The sequence below is a fragment of the Phyllobacterium sp. P30BS-XVII genome (assembly GCF_014138335.1).
Taxonomy (GTDB): Bacteria; Pseudomonadota; Alphaproteobacteria; order Rhizobiales; family Rhizobiaceae; genus Phyllobacterium; species Phyllobacterium meliloti.
This window is the reverse complement of the sequence record NZ_JACGXO010000008.1, coordinates 258,811-271,435: the sequence shown is the minus strand read 5'-3', so window position 1 is coordinate 271,435 and position 12,625 is coordinate 258,811. Positions and strand designations below refer to the sequence as shown.

Sequence of the window (12,625 nt, the reverse complement as noted above, 5' to 3'; positions counted from 1 at the left end):
CAGAGAGCTTCCTTTAGGGCGCATTCAGCAACCGCCAGCGGCGCCCCGCCCTCGTTGTGTCGGTATATAGACCCCACATCCCAAAACTGTCAACACGCCATTTCCAAAAAAACGCACAAATCCTAACTTTCTCAACCAACCTCAACCAGCCCTGGGGATAACTCAAAGCCAAACACAACAAACCATCAACAAATACGGGCGGTTTGCCGACAAATCTGAAAATCATGACAGTTATAAATCGTTAACCATAAGCAATATCCCGGTTATCACTGACCGAAAGCATCGCATTTTTCGGCGATTAATGCTGCCTCGGCTAACCAAATGAGCGACTCATACCCCCGGAAGCAATCAGCCCGGCTTAAAAGCCGGGCTGATAAGGTTTTAAAAGAGGCGGCTGATTTAGCCCTTGTTTTTGTTGTAAACGTCGAACACCACAGCTGCGAGCAGGACAAGACCCTTGATCACCTGCTGCCAGTCAATATTGATCCCCATGATCGACATGCCATTGTTCATGACGCCCATGATGAAAGCGCCGATGACAGCTCCCATCACCTGCCCCACACCGCCCATCGCCGATGCTCCACCGATAAAGACAGCCGCAATCACATCAAGTTCGAAGCCCTGCCCCGCCTTTGGCTGCGCTGTATTGAGACGAGCGGCGAAAATCAGACCAGCAAGAGCGGCCAGCACACCCATATTGACAAAGGTGAAGAATGTCAGCCGTTCGGTCTTGATGCCCGATAGCTTTGCCGCTTTCTCATTACCCCCCATGGCATAAATGCGCCGTCCAATGGTCATGCGTTTGGTTGCGAAAACAAAGAGCGCAATCAGCAGGGACATAACGACCAGAACGTTCGGCAAGCCCTTATAGGAAGAAAGAAGATAGGTAAGGAAAAGGATGATGCCGCCAATGATGAGGTTCTTTGCCACGAAGAGTACAAAAGGTTCCCCCTGATACCCGTGGCTCTCGCGCTTGGCCCGTCCACGGATGCTGAAATAGATCATCAGCGCAACGATAGCGATACCAACAAGCATGGACGTGACATTGAAGCCACCCGCGCCGAGCACATCCGGGATAAAACCCGAACTCAAAAGCTGGAACTGCGGTGGGAACGGACCAATCGACTGACCGCCCAGAAGCCACAACGTCAATCCACGGAACACGAGCATGCCTGCAAGAGTAACGATGAAGGACGGGATTTTGTGATAGGCGACCCAATAACCCTGCGCCGCACCAATGATCCCGCCCATGATCAGACAGAGAATCGTCGCTGGAATATAATGGATATGCCACTGAACCATCATCACTGCGGCCAATCCGCCGATGAAACCCGACACAGATCCGACGGAAAGATCGATATGGCCCGCAACGATGACCAACAACATGCCAAGCGCCATGACGATAATATAACTGTTCTGCAGCACGAGGTTGGTCAGGTTAACCGGTTTGAACAATGTCCCATTGGTGGTGAACTGAAAGAACAACATGATCAGGATCAACGCCAACACCAGCCCGTATTCGCGCAGATTGCCCTTCATCGGCGATCCGTCCGTTTTAGCTTCGGTCTTAGCCGGGGTCGCCGTGTTTTCTATAGTCATGATGCTTTCCCTTCAGCACGAATAATGGCGCGCATGATTTTGTCCTGGCTCGCTTCTTTAGCGGGCATTTCACCGACGATCCGGCCCTGGTTCATCACATAAATCCGATCACAGACGCCGAGCAGCTCTGGCATTTCCGATGAGATCATCAGGACACTTTTGCCTTCACTCACCAACTGGTTGATGATCGAATAAATCTCATATTTTGCGCCGACATCAATACCGCGCGTTGGCTCATCGAGTATCAAGAGATCAGGGTTGGCAAACAACCACTTTGACAGGACGACCTTCTGCTGGTTGCCACCGGAAAGATTGCCGGTTTTCTGGTAGATGCTGGATGAACGGATATTGGTCTTGCGACGGTATTCATTGGCCACTTTCAATTCGGCCATATCATCCAGCACACCGCCATGGGATACGCCTTCGAGATTGACGATCGTCGTATTGTGCTTGATGTGGTCGATCAGATTGAGCCCATAAGTCTTGCGATCTTCCGTGACATAGGCAATGCCGTTATCGACAGCTTTGCCAATGGTCGAGACATCGACCTTCTTGCCATTGATGAAAACCTCGCCGCTGATCTTGCGGCCATAGGCCTTGCCAAAGACACTCATGGCAAATTCCGTTCGCCCCGCGCCCATCAGCCCGGCGATACCGACAACCTCGCCCTTGCGGACGTTCAGATTAATGCCATTGATGACTGTTCTGTCACTGTGAACATGATGGTGGACGACCCAGTCCTTCACTTCAAAGACAACTTCGCCAATATTCGGCTCGCGCTGCGGAAAGCGATCGGCGAGTTGACGTCCGACCATGGACGTCACAATCCGATCTTCGGAAATGGCTTCCTTGTCGAGCGTTTCAATGGTGGCGCCGTCGCGCAGGACCGTGATGCGATCGGCAACTTTGCCAACCTCGTTGAGCTTGTGGGAAATCAAGATCGATGAAATGCCCTGTGCTTTGAACTCGAGAAGCAGCTCAAGCAATGCATCGCTGTCTTTTTCGTTGAGGCTTGCTGTCGGCTCATCAAGAATGAGAAGCTCGACCTCTTTCGACAATGCCTTGGCAATCTCCACCAACTGCTGTTTGCCGACACCGAGATTGGTGATCAAGGTTTGCGGATCTTCCTTCAGGCCAACTTTGGCCAGAAGTTCGCGCGTGCGGGTTTCCGCAACATGCCAATCGATGATCCCGAACCGTGCTGGCTCATTGCCCAGAAAGATATTCTCGGCAATTGACAGGAGAGGAACCAGTGCCAGCTCCTGATGAATGATAATAATGCCCTTTTCTTCGCTGTCACTAATATCGCGAAAATGCTGCTCTTCCCCGTTATAGTGAATCTCGCCTTCATAGCTGCCATGCGGATAGACCCCGCTCAGCACTTTCATCAGGGTTGATTTTCCGGCGCCATTCTCGCCAACAAGCGCGTGAATTTCACCCTTGCGCACGTTGAGATTGACATTGTCGAGCGCTTTCACCCCCGGAAAGGTCTTGGTGATACCGCGCATTTCGAGGATGGTTTCCATCGGGACCCTCATCGACGCCTCATGGCGTTTCTCTTTGCAATTTATAAAAGGCGCCGCAGTTTGGTACTACCGGAATGTTCATCCGCAGGGGCCTTGTCGATACAAACAAACCCTGCGCGATCAGGCGCAGGGTTTGCCAGGCTTAAGCGGCCTACTTGATCTGTGCTTCGGTATAATAACCGCCGCCGATCAGGATTTCTTTCCAGTTGGTCTTGTCCACTTCAACCGGCTTCAGAAGATAGGACGGAACAATCTTGACACCGTTATTGTAGGTTTTGGTGTCATTGATTTCAGGCTGTTCACCCTTCAGCACCTTGTCGATGAGGTTGGATGTAACCTTCGCCAGTTCGCGCGTATCCTTGTAGATCGTCGAGTACTGCTCGCCTGCGATGATCGACTTTACTGAAGGAACTTCCGCATCCTGTCCTGAAACGAACGGGAATGGCTGGTCCTTTGTTCCGTATCCGACGCCACGCAGCGATGACAGGATGCCGATCGACAGACCGTCATAGGGTGACAGAACCGCATTGACTTTCTTGTCCGTGTAATAGGCGGAAAGAAGGTTATCCATCCGGGACTGAGCCACAGCACCGTCCCAACGCAAGGTACCAACCTTGTCCATGCCGGTCTGGCCGGATTGGACAACGAGCTTGCCGCTGTCAATCAAAGGCTGAAGCACGGACATTGCGCCATTATAAAAGAAGAACGCATTGTTATCGTCAGGCGAACCACCGAAAAGCTCGATATTGAATGGTCCCTTTGCCTCGGGAAGGCCAAGAGCCTTCACGAGTGATCCGGCCTGCAGAACGCCAACCTGGAAATTGTCGAATGTCGTATAATAGTCGACATTGCCGGAATCGCGGATGAGACGATCATAGGAAATGACCTTGATATTCGCATCATGGGCCTGCTGCAGCACATTGGACAGCGTGGTGCCGTCGATTGCTGCAATGACCAGAACTTTTACACCTTTGGTGACCATGTTCTCGATCTGAGCAAGCTGGTTTGGAATGTCATCTTCTGCATATTGCAGGTCAGTGGTGTAGCCGCGTTCTTTCAGCGCCTTCACCATATTGTCTCCGTCAGCAATCCAGCGTGCGGAGGATTTCGTTGGCATTGAAATACCAACCGAGCCCTTGTCCTGGGCAAACCCTTGCGTACCCATCGCGCAAAGCGCGATCAGGCCTGCAGCAACTACTTTAAGCATTTTCACTGGTATCCTCCCAATTTCCCTAATGGACGCAACGTTATTCGAGCATGTTTTCCGGGCGGAATCTTTTTTGCTTATGCCGCCAGCTCCTCCCAGAGCACGATCCTTACAACACTTAACTGAAAAGTATGACTTTTGGAATAGCTCTTTCAAGGCGAGCTGAAAAGTCTTTTTCCAGTGATTGGTGGCACAGCTAAAACGCCATTTTCCACCGTTTACATCAATATAATAGTATTATACTATTTTTCGAAATTATTGGCAAAAGGTCAAGAATGAAGTGAAGTTACCTGCTTCACTCGATGTTTCCCGGGAGGATAGACGTGAATCTGGTTCAGTTGCTCAATGCCAATGGAAAGAGGCAGGTTGCCGCGCGCGTGGACGGCACATTCCGGCACGTAAAGCGGACGAAATCCATTCTGGAGTTGGCTCACGCCGCAATCGAAGCGAAATCCAGTCTTGCCAAGATCGTTGAAGAACGCGGACTGGGCAAGGTGCTCGACGTTGAGGCAGCCTATGCCGAAGGACGCCTGCTTTCACCCATTGATACGCACGATCCAGCGCACATCCATTTGACCGGAACAGGTCTCACGCATCTTGGCTCGGCTGCAACGCGCGATGCCATGCATCGCAAGATCGACGACGCCAAGGAAGAGGCCCTGACGGACTCGATGAAGATGTTCCGCATGGGCCTTGAAGGCGGCAAACCCAAAAAAGGTCAGACCGGTGTGCAGCCTGAATGGTTCTACAAGGGTAATGGTACAGTGCTCGCAGGTCCCGGCCAGCCGCTTTTATCTCCAGCCTTTGCTGAGGATGCCGGGGAAGAACCTGAGATTGCCGGCGTTTATGTTATCGGTCCTGACGGGTCGCCTTTTCGCATTGGCTTTGCGCTGGCAAATGAATTCTCCGATCATGTCACCGAACGCGTCAATTATCTCTTTCTCGCCCATTCCAAACTGCGTCCCTGCTCGCTTGGACCGGAATTGATCGTGGGTGATTTGCCTGCAGATATCCGTGGCAGTTCGCGTATTCTACGCAAGGGTAAGGTTATCTGGGAAAAGCCATTTCTATCGGGTGAAGACAACATGTCCCACACAATAGCCAATCTCGAGCATCATCATTTCAAATATTCGCTATTCCGGCAGCCCGGCGACGTCCATGTTCACATGTTCGGGACTGCTACACTGTCTTTCGCTGATGGTATCAAGACGGAGAATGGCGATGTTTTTGAAATCGAAGCGCCCGCGTTTGGTTTGCCTTTACGCAATCCGCTGAAGGTGGAAAAGCCAGTCAAGGTAAAGGTGACAACACTTTAAGCGATCAAGCTGCCAGCCAGTTTCCCTTTTTACCATCGTAACAATGGTGTCAGCTATGACAGATACATCACCCGTTTTCGCACGCTATCCCGGCCTTGTCGACAAGCCCGTCTTTGTATCAGGCGGCGCAACAGGAATTGGCGAGATGATTGTGCGTGCCTTTGCGGCGGAAGGTGCCAAGGTGGGATTTGTCGATCTTGCCGAGGCGGAAGGTAAGACGCTGGCGGAGGAGCTGAACACATACGGAGGCAAGGTAACGTTTCGTGCTGTCGACATTACGGATATCAGCGCCTACCAAAAGATCATCCGGGAAATCGAGGAGATACAGGGCGCTGCAACCGTGCTTATCAACAATGCGGCCAACGATACACGGCATGACTGGCGCGAGGTAACACCGGATTATTTCGACCAGCGTATTGCTGTAAACCTGCGCCATATGTTCTTCGCCATTCAGGCAGTTGCACCCGCAATGATCAAGTCTGGTGGTGGTTCGATTATCAATTTCGGCTCCGTGGGCTGGATGATGGCCTCCGGCGGATATCCCGGTTATGCCTCAGCCAAGTCGGCCGTCCACGGCATGACCCGCTCCTTCGCCCGTGACTTGGGCAAGCATGGTATCCGGGTCAATACGTTGGTGCCAGGCTGGGTGATGACCAGGCGTCAGCTTGATCTATGGGTTGACGATGCAGCGAATGAATTGATCGACCGCAGCCAGTGTCTTGCCGGGCGCGTCCTGCCTGAAGACATAGCCCGCATGGCTCTCTTCCTTGCCTCAGATGATTCGAAAATGTGCTCGGCGCAGAATTTTATCGTCGATGGTGGCTGGGTCTGATCTCAGATTAATCCGGGCTTGAAGCAGCAAGTACCCGCTCGGCACCATCCTGAATGACACCGCGCATGGCTTCTTTGGCAGCCACAACATTCCGGTCCCTGATGGCGTCGGCTATGGCTTTGTGTCGCGCAACGGAATGCATGTGGCGTTCGGAATTTGGTATGGGGGAGCTGATCGTGAACGTTGTCACCAGAGCCACTTCGATCAGGGCGCTGATGGACCGCATGAACGGATTACCGGAGGCTTCAGCAATGGCAATATGAAACTGCAGATCACTATGAACAAAATGAGCAGGCGTTTCCCGTGCGCTGCCCATTTCATCAACCCATTCGTAGAGTTTTTGGAGTTGTGCATCGGTTCGCCGTAAACAGGCAAGACCGGCGGCCTCGGGCTCCAGCGCCAACCGCATTTCGACAATGCTGGACAAAAAATTGGCACTGGCTCCAGCTTCGAAATGCCAGACAAGAATATCTGGGTCAAAGAGGTTCCAGTTCGACCGCTCCAATACCCGTGTGCCAATCTTGGCCTTGGGTTGAATGAGCCCTTTCGCCGCCAATGTTTTTAACGCCTCGCGCAGGACAGTTCTGGATACGCCGAAGCGTTCAAGCAGTTCCGCATCTCCCGGCAGAATGCTGTTTTCGGGATAGGAACCATTGACGATCCGCAGGCCAAGATCACGCATGACATGCCCATGATGCGTGCGCGAATGGCCCGCAGTGCGAAAATCATAATTGCTGAGTTTGTTTTCTACCAAGTGTATCCCTGCGACTGGTGGTTGCTTCTCATTGCAGAAGCAAATATTGGTCAATCCACTTAATAGGCGGACACAATCTACTTCGCCAGTCCCTCCCTTCACATCATTTATAATATTATATGATCAATAACAATTCTCATTATTAACTAGCCACGCTCCGGCTGGCCTTATGGCAGATTCTGTATTCCGGATAGAGTACTGCTTAATTGCCCCCCACTGCGCATATCGCGGCGAAAATCTGATGGAGACATGCCTGCGATATTACGGAAGGATTTGTTGAAGGCGCTAAGCGAGCCAAACCCGCTATCCATCGCGACCTGCAGGACATTCGCCCCGTCCCGTAGCAGCATCGCCTGTGCATAGGACAGCCGTAGCAAGCTGACATAATTGTTCAGTGTCATCCCGGTAGATTTTTTGAAAACATTCATCGCATATTTGGGATGAACGCCCGCCGAAGTGGCGATATCGACTGAGTCAATATCGTGCATGAAGTTACCCGCAATGAAATCACACATCCTCGCGACCACGCGGGACGACTGCTGGCTCGACTGTTCGCCAGAAGAATGCGCCCGGCAATCCGGCAACATCTTATATGGTTCGAACCCGACACGTTCGATCCGCAGTAATAATTCATTGACCGCATGTTCCGCCTTCACAGGATCGCCTGACCGGGCATAGCTATACCAACGCGCAAAATTCTCCTTGTCTGCAGCGTCGGTCGCAGATGTCACCAATGTTGCTCCCTGCATCAATTGGCTGGGAACGCTTTCCGGCAAACGCATACGAAAGAAATGCACGAGGGGCAGGTGCGCACCTGCATAAATTGAATCGTCAGATGAATCATCCATCTGGTGTGGCTGACCGCCCCAGAACAGGCACATATCTCCCGCATTAAGTTGGATTGCGTGATCATTCATCCGATAATGTACTGAACCGCGTATAATATAGTTGATTTCGACCTGTGCATGCCAATGGGGCATAGCCATAACAGGCGGGTGATTGTGAAACATTTGCAGAGCCGTCGGCAGGCCTTCGACACTGCTCGCGCCCGGCTGATAGATCGGCCTGTCTCCCATCTTACTTTCCGCCCAATTCATATTCCCTTTATGGGAGACACACGCTCCCTTGTCGCTAGTGTAGCCATGTTCGCAAAGAACGGGCAATTGAAAAGGGAGGATTTTCAATGGGCTGTAAATTTCTTGGCGCGACGGCACTTGTCGCAGCATGGGCTTTGGGTTCTGCACCGGCACTGGCCCAGCCTACCGAAATCACCATCTGGAGCTGGAATGTTGCGGCGTCTTCGCTGAAGTCAACAGTCGAGGGCTTCAACAAGCAGTTTCCTGACATAAAGGTGAATGTACAGGATCTGGGTAATCAGCAGGTCTTCGACAAGACGCTTGCGGCATGCGCTGCGGGCGGCGACGGTTTGCCCGATATCGTGACAATCGAGAACTTCGAGGCCGAGATTTTCTGGAACCGTTTTCCCGATTGTTTCGCCAATCTGAAGGATCTTGGTTACACCAGTGAAATTCAGTCCAAATTCCCGGAATTCAAGCGCACTGAACTTGAGGTCGGCGATGTTGCCTATGCCATGCCATGGGACTCCGGCCCCGTTGCCGTTTTCTACCGGCGTGACTTTTACGAGAAGGCAGGCATTGACCCTAAAAGCGTAAAATCATGGGATGATTTCATAGCTGCCGGCAAGAAAATCGCAGCCGCCAATCCGGGCGTTGTCATGGCGCAGGCAGATTTTAACGGCGACAGCGAATGGTTCCGCATGATCTCCAATGAACAGGGGTGCGGATACTTTTCGACCGATGGCCAGACCATCACGATCAACCAACCCGCGTGCGTTGCCACGCTGGATAAGATCAAGCAGATGAAAGATGCCGGAACCCTGACGGCAGCCAATTGGGACGAAAAGGTACAATCCAACACAGCGGGTACGGTTGCAAGTCAGGTTTATGGTGGCTGGTATGAAGGTACTGTCCGCACCAATTCCCCCAAACTTGCGGGCAAATGGGGCGTCTATCTTATGCCAAGTCTCACCGCCGATGGCCCGCATGCGGCCAATCTTGGTGGCTCGTCACTGGCAATCAGCAACGGCTCCCAGCACAAGGAAGCGGCCTGGACCTATCTGAATTACGCACTTGGTACAGATGAAGGGCAGATCGCGATGCTCAAGAGTTTCGGCCTGGTGCCATCGCTTCTCAGTGCGGAGAAGCAACCCTTCGTTTCCGAGCCACAGCCCTATTGGGGTGGTCAGGCTGTTTGGGCTGACATCCTCGGCACATTGCCAAAGGTCGTAGCAAGCCGTGGCACTGCATTCCAGAGCGACGCAGACGGTATCTACAAGGCGACTCAAACCAAATATTTCGCCGGAGGATATCCAGACGCCAAAGCGGCACTCGATGACGCGGCAAACCAGATCGCATCGGCGACAGGACTGCCAATCGCTCAATAAGCTCAATGCCGGATACGCATGGAGCGCATATCCGGCATTCAGGTGGAAGACCTGACTGGCTTGATCGTCGTGGAGGATAATTGATGCAACTGCGCAACCGGGCCGCCTATGGGTTTCTCGCCCCCTACCTTCTGATCTTCGCGGCGTTCTGGATATGGCCGATCATCAGCTCGTTTCTGATGTCGTTCCAGAATACCCGCGTGAACCCGTGGGTTTTCAGCTTCGGCGCCAATTGGGGCCGACTCTTTAACGACCCGGCATTCTACAATGCGCTGAAGAATACCATGATCATCCTGATTATTCAGGTTCCGGTGATGATCACGCTGGCGACAGTTATGGCTGTGCTGCTCAATTCCCCGCTTTTGAAAGCGCGCGGCCTTTTCCGCTTTGCATTTTTTGCACCTGTCGTGGTTGGCGAGGTTGCCTATGCTGCCGTGTTTCGCCTCATGTTCAATCTTGATTTCGGCATCATCAACAAGTTGCTGAACAGCATTGGCGTGGCATCGATATCGTGGTTTGCCGAAGCTCCGGCAGCCATGGCGCTGCTGATCATTGCCGTGACCTGGCGATGGGCTGGATATAACGCAATCATCATTCTGGCCGGCCTTCAATCCATTCCCGGTGATGTTTACGAGGCGGCAACGCTGGATCGCGTCAGCAAAATCAGGCAATTCATCTACATCACGTTGCCGCTTCTCAAACCGATTATTCTTTTCTGTGTGATCCTGTCGATCATCGGGTCGATGCAGCTTTTCACCGAGCCATTTCTGATTACCAATCGTGGCGGACCCGGCGGCGGAACGGAAACTCTTGGTCTGTTCCTGTACCGGCAAGGCTTTACCTCGCTCAACTTCGGTTACGCCTCAGCCATCGCCTACACCATGGCGGCACTGGCAATCCTGATTTCACTGCTCAATCTCTGGGTCGGGAGGGACGAGAAATGAGTTCCCAATCACGATCAACGCTCATCCGGTCGCTGTCCCTGCACGCCGTTCTGATCCCATTGGCGATTATCTGGCTGTTTCCGCTGTGGATGATGTTCGTCTTCGCGACCATGCCGGATTACGGCATTTTCAGCCCGCAGATCGAACTCATGCCATCAACCCATTTTTTCGAGAACCTAAGCAACCTGCAGGCGGACACGGATTTCATCCGGGCATTGATGATTTCGATCAGCGTTGCGATTGTTTACACCATCCTGTCGGTTCTCCTCACCTCAATGGCTGGCTGGGCGCTGGCGCGTTACCATTTCATCGGTAAGTCGCTCGTCGTCGCGATTATCCTCGGCACAATTACCCTTCCCTATTTTGTTGTGGTGATCCCGCAATTCATCATGGTGGCGCGTGAGTTCAAGATGGCCAACACATGGATTGCGCTCATCGTACCGCCGCTCTTTAATTCGCTTGGCGTTCTGTTCATGCGGCAGGCGTTTTCGATGATGCCCACCGAACTCTTTGATGCAGCACGGGTCGAAGGCGTCAAGGAATGGCAGATATTCTTGCGTATTGCCCTGCCGCTTGCACGGCCAACCATGGCGGCGTTGGCAATCATTCTCTTTCTCGCTTCCTGGAACAACTACCTCTGGCCACTGCTGATCAATTCACGGCCCGGCATGCTGACCGCTCCCGTTGCGCTGGGAACATTGATCGGTCTCACAAAGGTATCGTGGGGTGGGATCATGGCAGGTGCTGTGATGCTCACCGCACCCATCCTCGTCATTTTCATTCTGTTGCAGCGTCACTTCATCGCCGGCATCGCTGCTGGCGCAATCAAATAGGGAACCGCCGCATGGCTGAACTTTCACTCAAGAATGTCATCAAACGCTTCGGCTCCTACGAGATCATCCGCAACGCCAGCCTTGATGTGGCAGATGGAGAATTCGTGGTTTTTGTCGGCCCATCCGGTTGTGGCAAATCCACTCTGCTCCGGATGATTGCCGGACTTGAACACATAACCGACGGCGAAATTCACATTGGCGATAAACTCGTCAATGACGTCGAGCCGGCCGATCGAGGCATCGCCATGGTGTTCCAGTCCTATGCTCTTTATCCGCACATGACTGTCGAAGAAAATCTGGCATTCGGCCTGCGCATGACCGGCAATCCGAAAGCCGATACGGATCGCCGGGTTCAGCGCGTGGCGGATATTCTGCAGATCAAGGAACTCATGCGGCGCCGTCCGAAACAACTTTCGGGCGGGCAGCGTCAGCGCGTTGCCATCGGCCGCGCCATCGTGCGCGAGCCGCAGGTTTTCCTGTTTGACGAACCTCTTTCCAATCTTGATGCGGAACTGCGGGTCCAGATGCGCGTCGAGATTTCCCGGCTGCACAAGGAGCTGGGTACAACCATGATTTATGTCACCCATGACCAGACAGAAGCCATGACCCTCGCTGACAAGATCGTGGTGCTTCGAGGCGGCAATATCGAACAGATCGGCGCACCGCTTGATCTCTATGACAATCCAGCCAACCAGTTTGTTGCCGGTTTTGTCGGCTCTCCCAAGATGAACTTCATGAGTACAGAGGTTGTTGCTGCAGATCGCGCAAGCGTCACCATTGCGCTCTTGAATCAGGGCAAGGTCCAACTCACCCTGCCCATAAAAAACACGCCGCCTGCTCTTGGCGAACGGGTCACGCTGGGCGTGCGTCCAGAGCATTTCGCCAAAGCAGGCCACGGTGATGCAGACCTTACAATCACAGTGGATGTTGCCGAACACCTCGGTAACACCAGTTACATCTACGCCAATGTTGCGGGCGGCGAACAGCTGATCATCGAACGTGAAGAATCCCGCACGGAACTCAAGACTGACACACTGACCGTCGCCATCAAATCCAGCCATGCCCTGTTGTTCGACAATGCAGGAAACAGACTTCGATAAACCGACCTTCGACCTTATGGCCACGTTCCCGGTGGCCGCAATCAATCCAA

The 12,625-nt window shown here is 52.8% G+C and carries 10 protein-coding genes and 1 pseudogene; 6 read left to right on the top strand and 5 right to left on the bottom strand.

The genetic code is table 11. The features are described 5' to 3' along the window. Positions 1 to 399: 399 nt before the first annotated feature. The 3 genes and pseudogenes from mmsB to chvE form a co-directional block, all read right to left on the bottom strand. On the bottom strand, positions 400 to 1,599 hold the full coding sequence (mmsB, locus tag FHW17_RS21115; protein WP_113094748.1) for a multiple monosaccharide ABC transporter permease: 1,200 nt from the start codon (positions 1,597 to 1,599) through the stop codon (positions 400 to 402). Continuing rightward, positions 1,596 to 3,125 (bottom strand): multiple monosaccharide ABC transporter ATP-binding protein, encoded by a 1,530-nt coding sequence (gene mmsA / locus FHW17_RS21110; protein WP_113094747.1) that lies wholly within the window; start codon positions 3,123 to 3,125, stop codon positions 1,596 to 1,598. The genes mmsB and mmsA overlap by 4 nt, the downstream gene beginning before the upstream one ends. A 151-nt stretch (positions 3,126 to 3,276) precedes the next feature. Then, positions 3,277 to 4,272, bottom strand: a pseudogene (gene chvE, locus FHW17_RS21105) (multiple monosaccharide ABC transporter substrate-binding protein); the annotation flags it as partial. A 383-nt stretch (positions 4,273 to 4,655) separates the two neighbouring features. Between chvE and araD1 the strand changes: the two are divergent. Both araD1 and FHW17_RS21095 read left to right on the top strand, forming a co-directional pair. After that, positions 4,656 to 5,648, top strand: coding sequence for an AraD1 family protein (gene araD1, locus FHW17_RS21100; protein ID WP_112522368.1), 993 nt, complete (start codon positions 4,656 to 4,658; stop codon positions 5,646 to 5,648). A 55-nt stretch (positions 5,649 to 5,703) separates the two neighbouring features. Next, positions 5,704 to 6,480: an SDR family oxidoreductase gene (locus tag FHW17_RS21095; RefSeq protein ID WP_112522392.1), complete on the top strand. Its 777-nt coding sequence runs from the start codon at positions 5,704 to 5,706 to the stop codon at positions 6,478 to 6,480. A gap of 7 nt (positions 6,481 to 6,487) precedes the next feature. Here the strand turns inward: FHW17_RS21095 and FHW17_RS21090 are convergent, their stop codons facing one another. Both FHW17_RS21090 and FHW17_RS21085 read right to left on the bottom strand, forming a co-directional pair. Beyond that, a complete protein-coding gene (locus FHW17_RS21090) occupies positions 6,488 to 7,162 on the bottom strand; it encodes a FadR/GntR family transcriptional regulator (protein WP_113094764.1) in 675 nt (224 codons plus the stop codon). Positions 7,163 to 7,401: 239 nt separating this feature from the next. Continuing rightward, positions 7,402 to 8,331 carry a helix-turn-helix domain-containing protein gene (locus FHW17_RS21085; protein ID WP_182510761.1) on the bottom strand — a complete coding sequence of 310 codons (930 nt, stop codon included), beginning with the start codon at positions 8,329 to 8,331 and terminating at the stop codon, positions 7,402 to 7,404. A gap of 86 nt (positions 8,332 to 8,417) precedes the next feature. Here FHW17_RS21085 and FHW17_RS21080 point away from each other — a divergent pair, with 86 nt between their 5' ends. The 4 genes from FHW17_RS21080 to ugpC all read left to right on the top strand — a co-directional run bounded on the left by FHW17_RS21080 (position 8,418) and on the right by ugpC (position 12,575). Then, a complete protein-coding gene (locus FHW17_RS21080; protein WP_112522366.1) occupies positions 8,418 to 9,698 on the top strand; it encodes an ABC transporter substrate-binding protein in 1,281 nt (426 codons plus the stop codon). Between the two features lie 83 nt (positions 9,699 to 9,781). Then, positions 9,782 to 10,642, top strand: coding sequence for a sugar ABC transporter permease (locus FHW17_RS21075; RefSeq protein ID WP_112522365.1), 861 nt, complete (start codon positions 9,782 to 9,784; stop codon positions 10,640 to 10,642). After that, positions 10,639 to 11,475 (top strand): carbohydrate ABC transporter permease, encoded by an 837-nt coding sequence (locus FHW17_RS21070; protein ID WP_112522364.1) that lies wholly within the window; start codon positions 10,639 to 10,641, stop codon positions 11,473 to 11,475. The genes FHW17_RS21075 and FHW17_RS21070 overlap by 4 nt, the downstream gene beginning before the upstream one ends. Before the next feature lie 11 nt (positions 11,476 to 11,486). Then, positions 11,487 to 12,575: a sn-glycerol-3-phosphate ABC transporter ATP-binding protein UgpC gene (gene ugpC, locus FHW17_RS21065; protein ID WP_182510748.1), complete on the top strand. Its 1,089-nt coding sequence runs from the start codon at positions 11,487 to 11,489 to the stop codon at positions 12,573 to 12,575. Positions 12,576 to 12,625 lie beyond the last annotated feature (50 nt).